The organism is Erwinia sp. HR93 (assembly GCF_034555055.1).
In the GTDB taxonomy this organism is placed as follows: domain Bacteria; phylum Pseudomonadota; class Gammaproteobacteria; order Enterobacterales; family Enterobacteriaceae; genus Apirhabdus; species Apirhabdus apintestini.
On record NZ_JAXUDP010000001.1, the window covers coordinates 2,211,921 to 2,233,009 of the forward strand.

10 protein-coding genes are annotated in these 21,089 nt (G+C 55.2%); all 10 read left to right on the forward strand.

Annotated features, from left to right (window positions below; genetic code table 11):
- Window positions 1-316 precede the first annotated feature (316 nt).
- The 10 genes from SFA31_RS10280 (at window position 317) to alaS (ending at window position 20,889) form a co-directional block, all read left to right on the forward strand.
- Entirely contained in the window at window positions 317-5,737 is a 5,421-nt protein-coding gene (locus tag SFA31_RS10280; protein ID WP_322837890.1) for a BapA/Bap/LapF family large adhesin, read from the forward strand.
- 145 nt (window positions 5,738-5,882) lie between these two features.
- Window positions 5,883-7,334: a TolC family outer membrane protein gene (locus SFA31_RS10285; protein WP_322837891.1), complete on the forward strand. Its 1,452-nt coding sequence runs from the start codon at window positions 5,883-5,885 to the stop codon at window positions 7,332-7,334.
- Window positions 7,331-9,505 (forward strand): type I secretion system permease/ATPase, encoded by a 2,175-nt coding sequence (locus tag SFA31_RS10290; protein ID WP_322837892.1) that lies wholly within the window; start codon window positions 7,331-7,333, stop codon window positions 9,503-9,505. Before SFA31_RS10285 ends, SFA31_RS10290 begins: the two co-directional genes overlap by 4 nt.
- A gap of 94 nt (window positions 9,506-9,599) precedes the next feature.
- Complete coding sequence (locus SFA31_RS10295; RefSeq protein ID WP_322839347.1) at window positions 9,600-10,706, forward strand: HlyD family type I secretion periplasmic adaptor subunit; 1,107 nt, start codon at window positions 9,600-9,602, stop codon at window positions 10,704-10,706.
- 378 nt (window positions 10,707-11,084) lie between these two features.
- On the forward strand, window positions 11,085-14,174 hold the full coding sequence (locus tag SFA31_RS10300; RefSeq protein ID WP_322837893.1) for a glycosyltransferase: 3,090 nt from the start codon (window positions 11,085-11,087) through the stop codon (window positions 14,172-14,174).
- A gap of 128 nt (window positions 14,175-14,302) precedes the next feature.
- The gene (gene mltB / locus SFA31_RS10305; protein ID WP_322837894.1) at window positions 14,303-15,403 is read left to right on the forward strand and encodes a lytic murein transglycosylase B; all 1,101 of its coding nucleotides are present in this window, start codon (window positions 14,303-14,305) and stop codon (window positions 15,401-15,403) included.
- Between the two features lie 215 nt (window positions 15,404-15,618).
- Complete coding sequence (gene pncC / locus SFA31_RS10310; RefSeq protein WP_322837895.1) at window positions 15,619-16,116, forward strand: nicotinamide-nucleotide amidase; 498 nt, start codon at window positions 15,619-15,621, stop codon at window positions 16,114-16,116.
- 101 nt (window positions 16,117-16,217) lie between these two features.
- Window positions 16,218-17,282 (forward strand): recombinase RecA, encoded by a 1,065-nt coding sequence (gene recA / locus SFA31_RS10315; protein ID WP_322837896.1) that lies wholly within the window; start codon window positions 16,218-16,220, stop codon window positions 17,280-17,282.
- Between the two features lie 352 nt (window positions 17,283-17,634).
- Window positions 17,635-18,123 (forward strand): regulatory protein RecX, encoded by a 489-nt coding sequence (locus tag SFA31_RS10320; RefSeq protein ID WP_322837897.1) that lies wholly within the window; start codon window positions 17,635-17,637, stop codon window positions 18,121-18,123.
- 138 nt (window positions 18,124-18,261) lie between these two features.
- The gene (alaS, locus tag SFA31_RS10325) at window positions 18,262-20,889 is read left to right on the forward strand and encodes an alanine--tRNA ligase (protein WP_322837898.1); all 2,628 of its coding nucleotides are present in this window, start codon (window positions 18,262-18,264) and stop codon (window positions 20,887-20,889) included.
- Window positions 20,890-21,089 lie beyond the last annotated feature (200 nt).

Here is a 21,089-nt window from a genome sequence, read left to right on the forward strand (position 1 = left end):
TTCAATAACAGTTATCTCCTGATTTACGCCTCATCGGCAGACGGTGAGGCGCTTCTTATAAGGACAGCATGAAGCTATGCCAGCGATACGGGTGTCATAAAACACGCTATTTGTTGCGGCATAAGTCATGAGTGATTGTTCGTTTGTATCCCTCTGGAAGGCGTTATTAAAACGCTGACTCCTGCAATTACTGTTTCTGTACAGGGAACGGTAAGGAGACGCCGTGCGTGCTTTTTTTGCAACGTACGGCAAAAAAACAATGGGCGCGTTTAGGCGCCCAGATAAAAACGATAACCCATGCTAATGGTGCGTGCACATGAAAGATATAACTGTTGTTGATATGAGCGGTGGGCAGGCGACTGGTGCTGGAACCAGAGAGTTATCGCTATCATCGTCCTCAATCGTAAAACTCAAAATTAGCCCTGAATCTATTTCTACGACAGAGCGTTCTGGGAACGACCTGATTATAGAGCTGAAGTCGGGTGGAAAAGTTGTTATCAAAAATTTCTTCGTCGCCGACGCACAGGGGAATATCAGCGATTTAGTCGTTGAAGATCCCGCGAGCGGCGCACTATGGTGGATCAAAGAACCTGGCACAGGTTTTCATGCCGATCCCCTCTCATCTCTGGACGTTTTGGGCGCAGAAGGCGCGGAAAGCGTCTCTGGCTCAGGTTATGCAGCCCCATTAATTATGGGAGCGGCCGCGCTGGCCGCAGGTTTGCTTATGGGAGCAAATGCCCATGATAATCGCAATCACTCTCAGGAAGAAGAGCGGGATCCGGATGACCGTGGCAATGGGCATCCTCCCGGCGGGCCTGTAGTAAACAAGCCCGATCCGGATGACGATTCTGACAGCGACGCGGATGCGGACAGCGATTCGGACGCCGACAGCGACGCGGATGCGGACAGCGACTCGGATTCCGATAGTGACGCTGATGCGGACAGCGATTCGGATGCGGACAGCGACTCGGATTCTGACAGCGATGCGGATGCGGACAGCGATTCGGATTCCGACAGCGACGCAGACGCGGACAGCGACGCGGATTCCGACAGCGACGCTGATGCGGACAGCGATTCGGACGCCGACAGCGATGCGGATGCGGACAGCGACGCGGATTCCGACAGCGACTCGGACGCCGACAGCGATGCGGATGCGGACAGCGACGCGGATTCCGACAGCGATGCGGATGCGGACAGCGACGCGGATTCCGACAGCGACGCAGATGCGGACAGCGACTCGGACTCAGACAGCGACTCGGATTCCGACAGCGACGCAGATGCAGACAGCGACTCGGATTCTGACAGCGATTCGGATTCCGACAGCGATTCGGATTCCGACAGCGACTCGGACTCAGACAGCGACGCAGATGCGGACAGCGATTCGGATTCCGACAGTGACTCAGACGCGGACAGCGATGCGGATGCGGACAGCGACTCGGATTCTGACAGCGATGCGGATGCGGACAGCGATTCGGATGCGGACAGCGACTCGGATTCTGACAGCGATGCGGATGCGGACAGCGATTCGGATTCCGACAGCGATGCGGATGCGGACAGCGATTCGGATTCCGACAGCGACTCGGACTCGGACAGCGACGCAGATGCGGACAGCGATTCGGATTCCGACAGTGACTCAGACGCGGACAGCGACGCGGATTCCGACAGCGATGCGGATGCAGACAGCGATGCGGATTCCGACAGCGACGCAGATGCGGACAGTGATTCGGACTCAGACAGCGACGCGGATGCGGACAGCGATTCGGATTCTGACAGCGATTCGGATTCTGACAGCGACGCAGATGCGGACAGCGATGCGGATGCGGACAGCGATGCGGATGCGGACAGCGACTCGGATTCCGACAGCGATGCGGATGCGGACAGCGACTCGGACTCAGACAGCGATTCGGACTCTGACAGCGACGCGGATGCGGACAGTGACTCGGATTCTGACAGCGATTCGGATGCGGACAGCGACGCAGATGCAGACAGCGATTCGGATGCGGACAGCGACTCGGACTCAGACAGCGACGCGGATTCCGACAGCGATGCGGATGCGGACAGCGACGCAGATGCAGACAGCGATTCGGATGCGGACAGTGACTCGGATTCTGACAGCGACGCGGATGCGGACAGCGATGCGGATGCGGACAGCGACGCAGATGCAGACAGCGATTCGGATGCGGACAGCGACTCGGACTCAGACAGCGACGCGGATTCCGACAGCGATGCGGATGCGGACAGCGACGCAGATGCAGACAGCGATTCGGATGCGGACAGTGACTCGGATTCTGACAGCGACGCGGATGCGGACAGCGATTCGGATTCCGACAGCGACGCAGACGCGGACAGTGATTCGGATTCTGACAGCGATTCGGACTCTGACAGCGACGCGGATGCGGACAGCGATTCGGATTCTGACAGCGATTCGGACTCAGACAGCGACGCGGATGCGGACAGCGACTCAGACTCAGACAGCGATGCGGATGCGGATAGCGACTCGGATTCCGACAGCGACGCAGATGCGGACAGCGATTCGGATTCTGACAGCGACGCGGATGCGGACAGCGATTCGGATTCCGACAGCGACGCAGACGCGGACAGCGACTCGGATTCTGATAGCGATGCGGATGCGGATAGCGACTCGGATTCCGACAGCGACGCAGATGCGGACAGCGATTCGGATGCTGACAGCGACGCGGATGCGGACAGCGACTCGGACTCAGACAGCGACTCGGACTCAGACAGCGACGCAGACGCGGACAGTGATTCGGATTCTGACAGCGATTCGGACTCTGACAGCGATTCGGACTCAGACAGCGACGCGGATGCGGACAGCGACTCAGACTCAGACAGCGATGCGGATGCGGACAGCGACTCAGATTCTGACAGTGACGCAGACGCGGACAGCGACTCGGACGCCGATAGTGATGCGGATGCGGACAGCGATTCTGACGCCGATAGCGACGCAGACGCCGACAGCGATGCGGATGCAGACAGCGATGCAGATGCGGACAGCGATGCCGATTCGGATGCGGACGCCGATGCGCCGATTGCCGTGGATGACAACATCTCACTGGAAGTGAATACCACGACGACAGAAACGGATAACGGCGCGTCTTCTGCCACCGGGGTGTTACTGGCGAACGTTGGGCTGGGCGATGTGCTGGATGTCTCGCTGATTGATCTACAAAATCAGGTCCAGATGTCGGTAGGCAATGACGCCACGCGCACGGTGACTATCCAGGCCAACGCAGGTGGACTAGCCGTTGCATCCACTTTTGACCTGTATATCTATCAGTACAACGCTTCGACCGGGCAGTATGAGCAATATAAGGTGGTGGATAACTGGCTGAACCTGCCGTTGCTGGGCGGGCGGTCGGATGAGCTGACGTTGACGCTGCCGCAGGGGGATTATGTCTTCCTGCTACAAGCGGATAACGGCCTGTCCGTATTAACCGGTTATACCCTAAACGTGAAATCTGACGTGACCACGACGGTTCATACCACGGAAACTTCAGCCACCGGCAATGTTGTCGCCGGCGATGAAACCCACGGAGCGGATACCGCGCCGCAAGGTACCGTGATAAGCCATGTGAATGGCGTGGCCGTGGCGAGTGAGGGGCATACCGAAATTGAAGGTAAGTACGGCACGCTGTCTATCGATTCCGAGGGGAATTATACCTACACCTTGCGCGATGGGCTGTCACCGTCAGATCTCAAGGAAAACGAGAACTTTACCTATACGCTTACCGCGCCTAACGGATCAACCAGCTCGGCGACATTAACCGTCAACCCCGGTATTCCGGACCTGAAAGCCGTGGACGATCACGCTCAATTGAATGTGGGTACTACCGTTGAGGATATCGATCACGGCGCCTCGGCGAAGACGGGCATTCTACTGGCGAACATTGGGCTTGGCGAAGTACTGGATGCCAGCCTGCTGGATCTGCAAAACCAGGCGCAGCTCTCTGTGGCGGATGATTCTGTTAGAACCGTGACGATTCAGGCAACGGCGGGCGGCGTGTCGGTGGCTTCCACCTTTGATCTGTATATCTATCAATACAACGCTGAAACCGGGCACTACGAACAGTATAAGTTTGTGGATAACTGGCTGCGCGTACCGCTGCTGGGCGGTAAATCTGACGCATTGACACTGACGCTGCCTGCGGGCAATTACATCTTCCTGCTGCAGGCGGATGGCGGAGTATCAGTCGCGACTGGATATACGCTGCATATGCTATCGGATGTCACTCACGCCGTTCAAACCGAAGCGGGCCACGTTAACGGTAATCTGATTAACGGCGATGACACCGGACACGGGGCTGATAATGGTCCGGCAGGAAGTCTGGTAACCAAAGTAAACGATGTGGCTATCGCCCGTAGCGGCACCACGGAAATCGAAGGTAAATACGGCACGCTCACTATTGATGCACATGGCAACTATACCTATGCGCTTCACCAGGGGATTCCGCCGTCGTCGATAACCGGGCCTGAAAGCTTTACCTACATCATTACCGGTGTGAATGGGGCTTCCAGCAGCGCGAAGTTGAATATTGACGTTGCCGTACACGGCGTCAGTGCAGCAGACGATGTGGTTAATCTGGCCGCGAACGCCGATCAGGTGGTGGAAGATTATGACGAAACCGGCTCTACCGTAAGCTGGAAGTCGGCACTGCTGAGTGCGACCAGCAGCTCGGTAGTTAGCACCCACTTTGACGTCGCGGATGGCACGGTCCTGAAAGATGTGCACCTTGGGTTCAATATCTCAGGTGCGGCGCTAACGGGTATCAGCGTTATCTATAGCATCATGGATGCAAACGGCACCGTACTGAAAACGGCAACCGTAAATGGCAGTTCACTGTTGGGCAGCAATCCAACAATTTCACTGGACGGCCTGACGCTGCATGAAGGGACTTACACCATGACGCTGCAGGGCAAAGTGGGCGCGCTTTCTGTCTCCACGATAACCATTACCTCAGCCATTAGCGGGAAGGAAGTGGATCTGGATAGCTTCCATACCGGCGCTGGCGTACACGTTAACGGCAATATCCTGGACGGCAGCGGCTCGCACGGCACTGCAGATAATGTTGGGTCACTTTACACCACGCTTTCCATCAACGATGCGAGCGGTCATGCGCATACGCTGTCGCACACCAGCGGCCCTGACTCCGTGACGATCAATGGTAAGTACGGCGTGCTGACGCTGCACAATGACGGTAGTTACAACTACTCTTTAAATAGCGGCGTTGATACCGCCTCTATCACCAGTAAAGAGACGTTTGACTATCATCTGGCCGCGCGCGGCGGTGCCACGGCGGATGCGACCCTGACCGTTGATATGCATCTGGCTATCAAAGGCGGCGCGCAGGCGGATATCGCGACCAGTACGGCCTATGACGATACCTACACGTTAGGGGCGTCGGGCGATACGGTGATGTTCCATCTGCTCAACGCCAGCGATGCGACCGGCGGTAACGGTACCGGCAATATCTGGACCGATTTCTCCGCGGCACAGGGCGATCACATTGACGTTAACAGCCTGCTCTCCGGGTTTAACGCCAGCAGTGATGTGGGTGATTACCTCTCGGTCAGTTACAAAAATGGTGACACCGTTGTCTCCATCGACCGCGACGGTGAGGGGAGTAAGTATCACTCAACGCAGCTAATTACGCTGGAGGACACGCACGCAACGCTGGAGGAATTGTTGCAGCACCATAATGCACAAGATATTGGGTAAGTAAAAAACCGGCACAGGGATGTGCCGGATATTGGCATAAAGGAGTAGTGCGGGCGCGGAACATTTTATAGGGCAATTGCTTTTGACCGCCGCCTGAGAGGTAAACATAACAATAGTCGTCGCATAAAGACGCGCAGGATTACCTATGAAACAGCACATTCCGGGCAAACCCGGAGTTCATTGCCTTATCGTGCCGCTGGTGTTGATCGCGGCCTATAGCATTACGGGTATTACGCCGGCATTCGCGGCGGAATCAGCAACAACGGGTACATCTATCAGCGCACAAAACCTGGCGCAGCAATCCGCACTTCCCAGCCTGACCGGCAGCGACGGCGGCGATACTCTCGCACCGCCGACGGGCATGCTGGATATTAACCGGGCGGTTCAGCGCGCGGTGCGCTGGCATCCTGATATCGGCGCCGAAGTGGGTAAACTTTTTGCCGAAGCGGAAAAGGTTAATATCGCCGAGGCCAAATATTACCCTCAGGTCAACGGCGGCTTTGATAGCGGAATTACCAACTCCTATTCCGATCACGGCTACAGCCCGTCTCTAGTGCTGTCGCTTTCTCAAATGCTTTATGATTTCGGCAAAGTGGCCAGTTCCGTGCGCGAGGCTAATGCCGCAGTCGCACAGCAGCAGGCCAATGTATTAGTCAGTATCGATATGGTGGCTCACGATGCGGCGGCGGCGCTGGTGCAGGTTCAGGGCTACCAGCAGCTGGTCGATATCTCGCGCCAGCAGCTTGAGGCGCTGAATCACATCGCCGGGCTGGCTAATATGCGTAATAGCGAAGGCGCCAGCTCGCGATCTGATGTGGTGCAAACGCAGACCCGTATCGAAGGCGCACAGGCCACGTTAACCCAATACCAGGCAAGCCTCGATCGCTGGCGCGCGTCTCTCGCCACCTGGCTTGGCTGGCAGAGCGTTGGCGATATCAGCAATGATTTTCCGTCTGGACTGCTGAATGCCTGTCAGACCGATAAAGTAGACGATCGCCTGGTGCCATCCGTTCTTGCTGCCTGGGCGCAGGCGAACCAGGCTTCCGCGCAGCTGGATAACGCCAATGCACAAATGCTGCCTACTATCTCGCTGGAGCCGGAAGTCACGCACTACCTTAATAACCGATACGCAAATAGCCGGACGCTGGACAGGACTCAGTATTCCGCGTGGGTACGCGTCAAAATGCCGCTCTACCAGGGCGGCGGGCTGTCTGCCTCTCGCGATGCCGCCCGTCATAGCCTGGAAGCAGCAAGCGCCGGCGTAAAATCGGCCCAGCTTAAGGCGCGTCAGCAATTACATGAGGCGCGGGATGAAGCGACAGGCCTGCAGCAGGCGCTGCAAATCCAGCGCCGCCAGCGCAGCCTCGGTGAAGAAACGCGCGAGCTGTATCAAATGCAGTATCTGGAACTTGGATCGCGGCCGCTGCTGGACGTATTGAACGTTGAGCAGGAAATCTATCAGACCCGCTTTACCCTGCAGCAAACCGAGACCCGACTGCGTACGCTGCAGTTGGACTGCCTGTACAACACGGGAAGGATGCGTACCGCATTCGCGCTCGATAGGCACGCCATTCAGGGCGTGGAGGTTCAGCCATGACTTCTCAGGATAACGCTCCTGCGCAGAGCGCCGTTGTGACGGCGGGCGCTCTGGTTCCCTGGGTTGCGGCACTGGCGCATCTTGCCCGCCGCTATCAGCTCGATTATTCCGCCGGAACGCTGGAAGCTGCCGCGCGCTGGCAGCAGGATAAAACGCTGGACGAGGCGCTAAGCAATCTGTCGCGCTTAGCGGGCCTGCGCGGCGGAATCCTTGCCGGCGAGCACGGCGATTTATCCCTCTGGCGTCTGCCGCTTGTCGTGCAGTTTACCGATGGTCAGGTCGGTATCATTGAAAGCTATGACGGTGAGGATAGCGTGGGCGTGCGCCTGATGCGCGATAATGCGCTGATCAATACGCTAGCGTTTAGCGCGCTACTCCCGCAGATACTCTATGTCGCCGCGTTTCGCCCGGCGGCAATTCAGTTAGATGATAGCGGTGAGGAAGGCGCGCCCTGGCATCCTGACTGGCTGCGCCGTACGATCCTGCGCCGCCTGAAGCCGTGGTGGCACGTGATGCTGGCGTCGCTGATTGTTAACGTGCTGGCGCTGGCGGGCATTATTTTTTCCATGCAGGTGTACGACAGGGTGATCCCGGCTCAGTCATTCCCGACGCTGTATGTGCTGTTTATCGGCGTATTAATCGCCGTGGCGTTTTCGTTTGGGCTGCGGCTACTGCGCAGCCATATCACCGACCTGTTGGGTAAGCAGGCGGATATTCGCGTCTCCAACCGCGTATTTAGCCACGCGCTCAGGCTGCGCAGTAGCGCGGTTCCGCGCTCTACCGGTAACTTTATTTCCCAGGTGCGCGATCTTGAGCAGATTCGTGAAATGGTGACGTCGACGACCGTCTCCGTCATCGTCGATATGCCGTTCTTTCTTCTTTTCTTACTGGTGTTAGCGATTGTGTCGCCTCAGCTCGCGTGGATAGCGCCCGCCGCCGCGCTGCTGATGGTTATCCCAGGCCTGCTGCTGCAAAAGAAACTGGCCGCCCTTGCGCGCCAAAGCACGGAAGAGAGCACGCGCCGCAACGCGGTACTGGTAGAGAGTTTGCAGGGACTGGAAGATATCAAACTGTTACAGGCAGAAAACCGGTTTACCCAACAGTGGGATCGGGATATTCGCGTTGCCGCCCAGTCCGGAGTGCGCACGCGTAAACTGACCCAGGGATTGGTAGCCTGGGGGATGACTATCCAGAATCTGGTGTACGCCAGCGTGGTGGTGATCGGCGCGCCTCAGGTTATTGAAGGGAATATGACGACCGGGGCCATGGTCGCCGCCTCGCTACTGTCCTCACGTATGATTTCGCCCATCACCGCGCTGTGCGGCGTGCTGGCGCGCTGGCAGCAGGTAAAAGCGGCGAAACTGAGTCTTGATGAGCTGATGAAATTGCCGGTGGAAAACGGCGCGGAGGATAAAAAAGTCCGCCGCGCGGTGCTCTACGGTCATTACCAATTTAATGATGCGGTATTTCAGTACCGGGCGGATAGCGGGCAGCCGCCGCTGCACATCGCCAGGCTTGAGATCCAGCCCGGCGAGCGGGTGGCGGTTCTTGGCCGCAACGGCGCGGGGAAATCGACGCTGCTGCAGGCAATGATTGGCGGTGTGACGTTGAGCAGCGGGGAATTACGTCTTGATGCTCTGAGCCTGCCGCATATCGACGTGGCGGATGTGCGGCGCAATATCGGATTAATGACGCAAAACGCCCGCCTGTTTTGCGGCACGCTGCGAGATAATCTGACCATGGGCGCACCGCAGGCCAGCGACGATGAAATCTTTCACGCGCTTGAGGTTTGCGCCGCGGCGGATTTTATCCGGCGCCTGCCTCAGGGATTGAATCATCAGGTGATGGAGGGCGGGACGGGTCTCTCCGGCGGGCAGCGACAGTCTATTTTGCTTACGCGCATGCTGCTGCGCGACCCCAACATTGTGCTGCTGGACGAACCCACGGCGTCGCTGGATGAACACACGGAACGGGATTTCATTCTGCGGTTAAAAGCGTGGCTGGCAGGTCGCACTCTTGTGGTGGCAACGCATCGCGCGGCGGTGCTGGAATTGGTGGACCGTGTATTAGTCCTTAAAGACGGCGCGCTGGCAATGGATGCGCCGAAAGAAAAAGCCGTGAATCGCGCCGCCGGCGCCAGTGAACGCCAGGAGGCGGCCAATGAAAGCTGAATGGATGCAGGCGCTCGGGCGCCATCGTCGGCGCGACGAAGCGCGCTGGGAGGAAGAAGGTGACAGCGAAACCGCGCGCTCTTCGCGGATAGTCATGGCATCGTTTTTGCTGCTGGCGGTGGCTGCGATATGGGCCTGGTTTGGTATATTGGATGAAGTGTCTAACGGCACAGGCAAAGTGATCCCTAGCTCCCGTGAACAGGTGCTGCAATCGCTGGACGGCGGGGTCATAACCCAGTTAAACGTGCGGGAAGGCGCGCGCGTTGAAGCGGGGCAAATTGTGGCGCGCCTGGATCCCACGCGTTCCGAGTCGAACGTGGGAGAAAGCGCGGCGCGCTATCGCGCGTCGCTGGCGGCCAGCGCGCGTTTACAGGCGGAGGTGAACGATCTGCCGCTCAGTTTCCCCTCCAGCCTGGTACCCTGGCCTGCTTTGATAGCGGCGGAGACGCGGCTATATAAAGCGCGCCGCGCGCAGCTCACTGATACCGAGGCGCGTCTGAAAGAGTCTTTGGCGGCGGTAACGCATGAATTAAACATCACCCGCAGGCTGGCGGCTTCCGGGGCGTCCAGCCAGGTGGAGGTTTTGCGGCTGCAGCGCCAAAAATCCGATCTCGATTTGAAACTCATCGATATTCGTTCTCAATATTACGTTCAGGCGCGTGAAGAGCTGGCGAAAGCCAGCGCAGAGGTCAATTCCCTGTCGGAAATTATTCGCGGTCGTTCAGATTCGGTCAATCGCATGACGGTGCGCTCGCCGGTGCGCGGTATCGTAAAAAATATCAAAGTCACCACTATTGGCGGCGTTATTCCGCCTAACGGCGAGTTAATGGAAATCGTGCCGGTTGACGATCGGCTGCTGATTGAGGCGCGCATTTCGCCGCGGGATATCGCATTTATTCATCCGGGTCAGGAGGCTTTGGTCAAAATTACCGCTTATGACTTCGCGATTTACGGCGGGCTGAGCGGCCGGGTTGAAGGCATCTCTCCGGATACTATTCAGGATGAAGTAAAACCGGAAAATTACTATTACCGGGTGTTTATTCGTACCGGCAATGATTATCTGCAAAACAAAGCGGGGCGGCGTTTTTATATTTCGCCCGGCATGATTGCCTCGGTCGATATCAAAACCGGTGAGAAAACCATTGCCGACTACTTAATCAAGCCGTTTAACCGGGTTAAAGAGGCGCTGCGTGAACGTTAATCCTTGCTCATTATCAGGCGCGCGGTGTGTGGGTAACCCGGGACATCTGCGATGCGGCTCCCGGCCTGATGACTCGCCTTTAAGCGGCGGTTTCTGTTTTGGGAAAAATGCATCCTTTAAACGGAGCCTGGCGCTTTCGCCAGATTATTTCGGTGCGTACATCGCTTCGACAAGCTGTAGGCAGCGCGCGGGCGACGGCGGTGCGCGAAAGCCGGTCGGTTTGACAGGTGGAACTATGCTGACGCGGGTTTGTACGCTGGCACAGTGTGCTGTTGCTCACCGCCGGTGGGCCAGATTAGCGCCCCCGTTGCCGGCGCAGACCGCCTTTACCGGCGTCATCGCTAACGCGCGCAAGCCATTTTTAAACAAGGAGACCTCATGCCGCTGAACCATTTTCTGGAGCAGGCGCGTCGCCAGGCAGAACGCTATGCACCAGAGAGTTTACCCGCTCCCTGGCCCGCTCAGGTTATTTTCTTTAGCGTGAGCGACGGCGCATCGCGCGCGACGGTGTTGATTGGCCGCGGGAGCAATTTTGCGCACGCGTGGCTTGATGGCGCGCGCCATTTGCAGCGCTGGCGTAAACGGCAGCGTCGGGATATTTGCTGGCTGCGTATTGATGTTGTTGACCGCGTGGAGACATTAAGCTGGGAAGCGCTGCGTCAGCGGATGGCCGCCACGAAACGCAATTACTTCCATTACGGGCTAACGCTGGACGTCGCTTTTAATCACGCGATGCTGGAACAAGAGCTGCAGGGGAATGCGCTGCTGTATCAGGGGGATTCCAGCGTGGCGGTGCCAAATGAGGGCAACCTGGCGCGCTACAGTCAGATGCGTTTTGGCGAGACGCTAAACTGGCCGGAAACGCCGCAGCAGCAAATCGGCTGTTTTACCACCCGCGCGCTGTTTTGCGATAACAGCGGGCTTTACCCCATTGAACACACCGGGCGCCACGCCGGGTATCGACAGGTGCCTGACTGGCAGGAAACACAGCTTCCCGCCGCGATTGCCAGCGCTTCTGAATACCTGGCGCACCAGGTGCGTAAAAGCGGCGAATATTATTACGGCTGGTTTCCCTGCTTTGACAGACGCATTCCTTCTTATAATGCGCTGCGCCACGCCAGTTCGACCTATGCGTTACTTGAGGGCTGGGAACTGACGCAGGCGCCGGCGCAGCGTGCGGCGATAGAGCGGGCGCTGGTGAGGCTGACGGAAGAGCTAATTCGGCCCCATATGCTACCCGACGGCACCCGCGCCGATTTTCTGGTGGACGTGGGGGATGAAATTAAACTCGGCGGCAACGCGGTGTGTATTCTGGCGCTGGCCAAATATACCGAACTGACCGGCGATCGGCGCTATGTGCCGAACATGCGCCGCCTGGCGCACGGCATCGCTTTTATGCAGGACGCTACCAGCGGGAGCTTTGTGCACGTCCTTCATTCGCCCGATCTGCGGGTAAAAGAGGTGCGCCGGATTATTTATTACGACGGCGAGGCGGCATTTGCGCTGATGAGACTGTATGCGCTGACGCTTGAAGAGCGCTGGCTGGATATTGTTGAGCGCGCGTTCGGCTACTTTATCGCAGAAAAGCACTGGCAGGCGCATGACCACTGGTTGAGCTACTGCGTAAATGAACTCACGCGCTGGCGACCGAAAGAAGAGTATTACCGGTTTGGGCTGGATAATGTGCGCGATCATCTGGATTTTGTTGAAAATCGAATAACCACTTATCCCACGCTGCTGGAGCTTATGATGGCCGCCCAGCGCATGATAACCCGGCTGGCGGATTCGCCTTACCGGCATCTGTTGGATGACTTCGACGTTGAGGCGTTTTATCACGCGCTGGAGGCTCGGGCGCGATATTTATTGAACGGTTATTTCTGGCCGGAACTGGCGATGTTTTTTAAAAATCCGGCGCGAATCGTTGGCAGTTTTTTTATTCGTCACCACGGGTTTCGCGTGCGTATCGACGATGTGGAGCACTACTTGTCCGGGTATGTCGCATACAGTAAATATCTAAAACAGCGCGCGCTCGACGCGCAGGAAACCCAGCCGCAGTTAGTGTTTTTAGGCGGGGATATGCGCCGGGTAGGGAACGGTATTGAAAATGCGACCCTGCGTCGCGCGACGCTTTTTGCCCGCCGGTTAAATATCACGCCGCGCATTATTACGGCAGCGTGGAACACCGGACTTGCGGCAAACGCCGAGGCCTGGCGCGCCAGCGGCGAACTGCCGGAAAGCGTGCGGGTGGAAAGCATCTACGATAGATTGCACCGGCTGCTGGCGCGCGGGCAAATACTGCCGCTGGGAATAGCAGAGGCGCGCGGCCCGGGCGGCCCAGGGCGGCTTTCGCGCATCGCAGGGAATATCATTGATAACTTACGCTGCGATGATTTTATCAATAGTGAAGGGCAAATTTTACTGCGTAAACGCTGGCAGATTAGCGACGGAAAAGCGCGGTTGCTGGATATTACGCTGCATACCCGCTCGTCCGGACTGCGGACGTTTACCCGGGATTCTGAGTTTTGCGCGGCGGTGCTGGAGGCAGGGCTGGCACCGGAAACAGAGTGGCATTTTTTAGTGGATAAGAATGCGCCGTGGCGTGATTTTGTGCTGTCACGCCCCCAGTCGAGATTCAAAGCAACCTTAACTACGGCCTTGCACTCCACGCACCGGCTATCGGATGGGCGCCTGAAACAAACTTATGCGCATCTTATCGAGCAGCCGCAGCATTGCGATCGCATTCTTGTCCTTACGCATGAGCAGCGAGATGCGCTGGTCGATGAAGGATTTCCGGCGCAGCGCATTACCGCAATACCGCACCATATTACAACGCTTCAGACGCGCGCTCAGCCCGATAAAAAAAGCGCCCGGCGGGTGCTGTATATGGCGCGCTACGCGCCGGAAAAACAGCACGCGTTGTTAATTCGCGCATTTAAGCGCGTGTTAACCCAGCTTCCCGATGCCGAGCTGCACACCTGGGGAGCCGGGCCGCTGCGCGATGCGCTGGAAAAACAGGTGGCGGCAGCCGGGTTATCCGGCAGCATCGTGATTCACAGCGTGACCAATGACATAGCCCGGGCGCAGCGGGACAGCGCCTGCGCGGTGCTAAGCTCTCTGCAGGAGGGTTTTTCGCTGTTTGCGCTTGAGGCATTGAGTTTTGGCACGCCGCTGGTGAGTTTCGCCATAAATTATGGGCCGAGAGATTTGCTGGAACACTACCAGGCAGGTCGGCTGGTGGAGCCGGGAAATGAAGAGGCGCTGGCGCAGGCGCTGATTGAAGTATTAACCTCAGATGCTCCGGAGCAACTGCGGCAGGAGGCTTTACGCAGCGCGGCGCGTTTTCACTGGGACGCCATCGCACCATTGTGGGAAGCGTGGTGGAAGGAAATGCGAGAAAAGGTCGCTGCGTCGAGCCAGAAACCAGCGCGTGCCTTTATGAAAGAAGAGGAGCGCTGCGCGCCGGAATGACGAGTCGCGGTGGCAGATTTGCTAAAACAGGCGCGCCGTTTGGAAAAAGCGGTGCGCCTTTCCATATTCGCTGCTAACGTTTTACCATATGCGCCACTGATTTTTGCGATTAGCTTTAGGGATATCATATGCTTTATCGACGCTATACCCCCATTTTGCCACTGCTATTTTTGCTTTCTGCATGCAGTAGCCAGCCAAAAACGACGTCTGCGGCTTCAGGCAGTGAGACGCAGGCGGGCGGCCTGGTTGCGGCGCCCAAAGGCGGTTTTTTAATGACGCCACAGCATAACCAGTCTCGCCTGGGTGGCGATTTTGCGCTGAATCCTGAAGCGGAAAAATTCATTGATAAAATGGTCAGAGAGCATGGATTTAATCGCCAGCAGCTACATGCGATTTTCTCTCAAACAAAGCGGCTTGATTATGTGCTGCGTCTGATGGATCGTCAGGCGCCAACCACTCCGCAGCCACCGGGGCCAAACGGGGCGTGGCTGCGCTATCGCGCTAAATTCATTACGCCGGATAATGTACAAAACGGTGTCGCCTTTTGGGATCAATATGAAAGCGCATTAGACCGCGCCTGGGCGCAGTACGGCGTGCCGCCTGAAATTATTGTCGGCATTATCGGCGTAGAAACGCGCTGGGGGCGCGTGATGGGAAAAACGCGGATTATTGACGCGCTTGCGACGCTGGCGTTCGATTACCCGCGCCGCGCGGCGTACTTCGCCGGGGAACTGGAAACTTTCCTTCTGATGGCGCGTAATGAAAGCGATGATCCGCTGGCATTAAAGGGATCTTTTGCAGGGGCTATGGGGTATGGGCAGTTTATGCCGTCGTCGTTTAAGCAGTTTGCCGTTGATTTTAACCATGATGGGCACATAAATTTATGGGACCCAGAAGACGCGATAGGCAGCGTGGCGAATTACTTTAAGGCGCACGGCTGGGTTAAAGGCGATGCCGTTGCCGTGCAGGCGATTGGACAAACGCCCGGGCTGGCTACCGGGTATAACACCAAATATCAGATTAGCGATTTGGCAAGCGCAGGACTGACCCCACAGCAATCGCCGGGGAATCATCAGCAGGTTAGCCTGCTGCGCCTGGATATAGGTACTGGCTATCAGTATTGGTATGGCTTGCCGAATTTCTATGCTATTACCCGATATAACCACAGCACCCATTATGCGATGGCTGTGTGGCAACTTGGGCTGGCTGTTGCTCAGGCACGCAGGTAAGCGCTACGCATGGAGATCCAGAAAGGCGCGCAATGGGTTTGCGCGCTTTTTATCGGCGATGCATTAATTCCTCCGCGTAAGGTGGACCGGCGCTCTATTTTCAATATAGTGCATCACAATCGTGAACCTATCTTCCGCTTTGCTCATCAGTGACTTTTTTCCTTTTAAGAAAATGATATCGTAATTGTTTACTGCCTCATTTCACGGGAGCTGGCATGAACGATAGTGAACTTATGGCGCTGAGTCAGAGCCTGGGAGAAGCGCTGCGCCGACGCAGCCAAACAGTGACGGCGGCGGAGTCCTGTACTGGCGGATGGGTGGCGAAAGTGCTCACCGATATCGCCGGTAGTTCAGCCTGGTTTGAACGCGGTTTTGTGACCTATAGCAATGATGCTAAAGCGCAGATGCTGGGTGTTTCCCTCGACGCGCTATCGGCATTTGGCGCCGTTAGTGAACCGGTGGTTCGCCAAATGGCACAGGGAGCATTGCTGGCGGCGAAAGCTGATTATGCGATAGCGATTAGTGGCATTGCCGGACCCGATGGCGGTAGCGTCGAAAAGCCGGTCGGTACCGTTTGGTTTGGCTTTGCGACGCAGGAAAACCGTATATTGACATACCGTAAGTGCTTCAGCGGCGATCGGGAAGCGATTAGAATGCAGGCCACTGCATTCGCGTTAAAAACGCTGTGGCAACAATTTCTACAAAATGCTTGATACTGTACAATCATACAGTATAATTACAGCAACTGAATCATCATCATATTGTGATACGCGTGAGTAGCGTGACTGCGCTTCTCCCTGCATGAGGAGTAATAATGGCTATCGACGAAAACAAACAGAAGGCGTTAGCGGCGGCGCTGGGCCAGATTGAAAAACAATTTGGTAAAGGCTCCATCATGCGTCTGGGTGAAGATCGCACAATGGATGTAGAAACCATCTCTACCGGTTCTCTGTCTCTGGATATCGCGCTTGGTGCGGGCGGTTTGCCGATGGGGCGCATCGTTGAAATCTATGGTCCTGAATCCTCCGGTAAAACCACGCTGACGCTACAGGTGATCGCTGCCGCTCAGCGTGAAGGGAAAACCTGTGCTTTTATCGATGCGGAGCATGCGCTGGACCCGGTTTATGCGCGTAAACTTGGCGTTGATATTGATAATCTTCTTTGTTCTCAGCCAGATACAGGTGAGCAGGCGCTGGAGATTTGCGATGCGCTGGCGCGCTCTGGCGCGGTAGATGTGCTGGTAGTTGACTCCGTCGCGGCGCTGACGCCGAAAGCGGAAATTGAAGGTGAAATCGGTGATTCGCATATGGGCTTGGCCGCTCGTATGATGAGCCAGGCAATGCGTAAGCTGGCCGGTAACCTGAAGCAGTCCAACACGCTGCTTATCTTCATAAACCAGATTCGTATGAAAATTGGGGTGATGTTCGGCAACCCTGAAACAACTACCGGTGGTAACGCGCTGAAGTTCTATGCATCTGTGCGCCTCGATATTCGCCGTATTGGGGCGGTGAAAGAAGGGGATAACGTTATTGGAAGCGAAACGCGCGTTAAAGTTGTTAAAAACAAAGTCGCTGCGCCGTTTAAACAGGCTGAATTTCAAATCCTCTATGGCGAAGGGATTAATTTCTACGGTGAGCTGGTTGATTTGGGCGTGAAGCATAAGCTGATTGAGAAAGCAGGCGCCTGGTATAGCTATAACGGTGATAAAGTTGGTCAAGGCAAAGCCAACGCCAGTAGCTATATGAAAGAAAATCCGGCTATCGCTTCAGAAATTGAGAAGAAGCTTCGCGAGTTGCTGTTGAATAATCAGGATGGCCTGCCTGATTTCCCGGTTGCCGAATTAAATGAGGATGTTACCGAGCCTCAGCAGGATTTCTAATCCGGAATGTGAGAAAGCCGGTGGCATTGCGCTACCGGCTTTTTTGTTTCTGTTATCGTTAGAAATAAATCGGCATATCGTCAAATAAGCTGTGCTGCTACTCTCTTCCTTTTGACGAGGAGAGTTAAATAGGCTGGTCTGATAAGCTAACAAAAGTATCACCTCTGCGTAGCGATTTTAGCTTTTCCTGGCGGGCTGTTTGGTTCCCGAAGGAATTCTACTCATACAGTAAATAGCGTATTTCTGTTTCCTGATAAAAATGCCGCCTATCATTGTTAAGATTTTGGCCTTGGTTCAGGAATAGTCATGTTTATTTACGTCAGTGAATTTCGTACACCCGGATATGCAAATTATGTCTTCATCATCAAAAATATTACCGCAGACTCGGCTTCTTGAACGGGCAGTGCGCGTTCTGGCGCTGCGCGATCACAGTGAACAAGAACTAAGGGGTAAGTTGGCTAATTTATTGTCGCGTACAGAGGATGAGGCCCCTACCGTTGAAGATATTGACGCGGTATTAACTTATTGTATTCAACGGCACTGGCTGGACGATGCGCGCTTTGCTGAGCGCTATGTTGCCGGCCGTGGAAGAAAGGGATATGGCCCGCTGCGTATTCGGCAGGAGCTTCAGGGAAAAGGCATTGAGCGGACGCTGGTTGATCGGGCGCTAAGCGCCAGCGATATCGATTGGGCAGTGATTGCATGGGAACAGGCAGTGCGTCGTTTTGGCCAGCCGCTGCCCGCAGAATATACTGAAAAAGCGAAGTTACAGCGCTTTTTGTTATATCGCGGTTTTTCTACGGAAGATATCCAGACTATTTACCGAAATTTCTCTGATTAGCGCATTCTGGGGTTTTACATCCCTGGTGATAAAACATATCTTATTCCCCACTTTTTTCAGTTAAACCAGACAAAGCGGTAGATAACCGTTTATCATAGTCGGTTTATAACGATTCGTTAGCTTGATTTCAGGATAAATATGAGCAAGAGCACCGCTGAGATCCGTCAGGCGTTTCTCGATTTTTTCCAGAGCAAGGGGCACCAGATTGTTGCCAGTAGCTCGCTGGTTCCGCATAACGACCCGACGCTATTATTCACCAATGCCGGGATGAATCAGTTTAAGGACGTCTTCCTGGGCGTGGACAAACGCAACTATAGCCGCGCAACGACTGCGCAGCGCTGCGTACGCGCGGGCGGGAAGCATAACGACTTGGAAAACGTAGGCTATACCGCCCGACATCACACCTTTTTTGAAATGTTGGGTAATTTTAGTTTTGGAGACTATTTCAAGCAGGATGCTATTTCCTTTGCCTGGGAATTATTGACCGGTGAGCGGTGGTTCAACTTACCTAAAGACCGCCTGTGGGTAACGGTTTATGAAACCGATAACGAGGCCTATGACATTTGGGCTAAAGAAATTGGCATTCCGCGTGAACGCATAATCCGTATTGGTGATAATAAAGGCGCGCCTTTCGCATCTGACAACTTTTGGCAGATGGGAGATACCGGCCCTTGCGGCCCGTGCACCGAGATATTTTACGATCATGGCGATCATATCTGGGGCGGACCACCGGGCAGCCCGGAAGAAGATGGCGACCGCTATATTGAAATCTGGAATATCGTTTTCATGCAGTTTAATCGCCAGAGTGATGGAACGATGGCGCCTCTGCCGAAGCCCTCTGTCGATACCGGCATGGGTCTGGAGCGTATCGCGGCGGTACTGCAGCACGTAAATTCTAACTATGATATTGATTTATTCCGCGCGTTGATTGCCGAAGTTGCAAAAGTAACAGGGGCTACGGATTTAAGTAATAAGTCGCTGCGCGTTATCGCAGATCATATCCGATCTTGCGCATTTCTTATTGCAGATGGCGTTACGCCTTCCAATGAAGGGCGTGGGTATGTACTGCGCCGCATCATTCGCCGGGCGGTGCGTCATGGCAATATGCTGGGTGCAAAAGAAACGTTTTTCTACAAGCTGGTTGCGCCGTTAATTGATGTAATGGGAAGCGCAGGGGAAGATCTCCAGCGCCAGCAGCAGCTGGTAGAACAGGTGCTGAAGACGGAAGAAGAGCAATTTGCTCGCACGCTGGAGCGTGGGCTGGCGCTGCTGGACGAAGAACTGGCGCAGCTTAAAAGCGATACGCTGGATGGTGAAACCGCTTTCCGTTTATACGATACCTATGGGTTTCCGGTAGATTTAACTGCGGATGTTTGCCGCGAGCGAAATATCAAAGTTGATGAAGCCGGGTTTGACGCGGCTATGGAAGAGCAGCGTCGCCGCGCGCGCGAATCAAGCGGCTTTGGCGCCGATTACAATAGCGTGATTCGCGTTGACGGCGCCACCGAGTTTAAAGGCTACGACAGTTTACATTTAGGCGCTAAAATTAGCGCGCTATTTGTCAACGGAAGCGCAGTCGATAGCGTATCGGCGGGCCAGGACGCTGTAATTGTACTGGATGAAACGCCTTTTTACGCTGAATCTGGCGGTCAAGTTGGCGATCGAGGTTTATTAGCCAATAACGATGCCAGTTTTGACGTGCGAGACACCCAGAAATACGGTCAGGCCATTGGCCACAGTGGGCATCTTTCAAAAGGTACGCTACGCGTTGGGGATAGCATTAGTGCGCAGGTAGATGAAGCGCGACGCGCCCGCGTTCGTTTGAATCACTCCGCAACCCATTTATTGCATGCCGCGCTGCGTCAGGTATTGGGAAGCCATGTCGCGCAAAAAGGCTCTTTGGTAAATGATAAAGGGTTACGTTTCGATTTCTCCCATTTTGAAGCGATGAAGCCGGAAGAAGTCCGCGCCGTTGAGGATATTGTCAATGCGCAAATTCGTCGTAATCTTCTGATTGAAACCCAAATCATGGACCTTGACGCCGCTAAAGCGAAAGGGGCTATGGCGTTGTTTGGCGAAAAGTACGATGAACGCGTTCGCGTATTAAGCATGGGTGACTTTTCAACAGAGCTGTGCGGTGGTACGCATGCATCGCGGACCGGTGACATTGGGCTATTTCGTATTACCGCAGAGTCAGGTACTGCTGCTGGTGTGCGTCGCATTGAAGCCGTAACCGGTGAAGGCGCTATCGCATTAGTTCATACCGAAAGCGATCGCCTGCATGAGATAGCTTCGCTGTTGAAAGGTGATGCACAGAGTCTGACAGAGAAAGTCCGTGCGATGTTGGAACGCTCCCGTCATTTGGAAAAAGAGCTGCAGCAACTTAAATCTCAGAATGCCGCGCAGGAAAGCGCCACGCTTTCCAGCCGCGCGGTTGAGATTAAAGGCGTTAAGGTTCTGGTTAGCGAGTTGAGCGAAGTAGATCCCAAGCTACTGCGGACTATGGTTGACGACCTGAAGAACCAGTTGGGATCGTCAGTCGTCGTTCTGGCAACTGTGTCGGGAGATAAGGTTTCTCTGATTTCTGGGGTATCCAAAGATCTAGTCGATCGCGTTAAAGCGGGTGAACTGATCGGAATGGTTGCCCAGCAAATTGGAGGCAAAGGTGGTGGACGCCCGGATATGGCTCAGGCCGGTGGTACCGACGCGAAAGCCTTGCCAGGCGCGCTCGCCAGCGTTGAAAGTTGGGTAGCGTCCAGGCTGTAAGTAAAAAACTATAATCGCGATAAGATGCCATAACGCTGCGTTATGGCGTTTTCTTATCTCATGTATCTATATAATTAAAGTCAGGTTGAAGTTGTGTATATCGGCTAAACTTAGGTATAACAGTGAGCAGAGATATAGTTCGAGCGCGAACACAGAGTATCGTTTAACGTTATACGATGGATATGCCGGGATACAGAGCC

Excerpts from the sequence above, each read along its gene's own strand:
- SFA31_RS10295 (WP_322839347.1), top strand. The coding sequence starts at position 9,600 with ATGGCATCGTTTTTGCTGCTGGCGGTGGCTGCGATATGGGCCTGGTTT.
- recA (WP_322837896.1), top strand. The coding sequence starts at position 16,218 with ATGGCTATCGACGAAAACAAACAGAAGGCGTTAGCGGCGGCGCTGGGC.
- SFA31_RS10280 (WP_322837890.1), top strand. The coding sequence starts at position 317 with ATGAAAGATATAACTGTTGTTGATATGAGCGGTGGGCAGGCGACTGGT.
- alaS (WP_322837898.1), top strand. The coding sequence starts at position 18,262 with ATGAGCAAGAGCACCGCTGAGATCCGTCAGGCGTTTCTCGATTTTTTC.
- SFA31_RS10300 (WP_322837893.1), top strand. The coding sequence starts at position 11,085 with ATGCCGCTGAACCATTTTCTGGAGCAGGCGCGTCGCCAGGCAGAACGC.
- mltB (WP_322837894.1), top strand. The coding sequence starts at position 14,303 with ATGCTTTATCGACGCTATACCCCCATTTTGCCACTGCTATTTTTGCTT.
- SFA31_RS10290 (WP_322837892.1), top strand. The coding sequence starts at position 7,331 with ATGACTTCTCAGGATAACGCTCCTGCGCAGAGCGCCGTTGTGACGGCG.
- pncC (WP_322837895.1), top strand. The coding sequence starts at position 15,619 with ATGAACGATAGTGAACTTATGGCGCTGAGTCAGAGCCTGGGAGAAGCG.
- SFA31_RS10320 (WP_322837897.1), top strand. The coding sequence starts at position 17,635 with ATGTCTTCATCATCAAAAATATTACCGCAGACTCGGCTTCTTGAACGG.
- SFA31_RS10285 (WP_322837891.1), top strand. The coding sequence starts at position 5,883 with ATGAAACAGCACATTCCGGGCAAACCCGGAGTTCATTGCCTTATCGTG.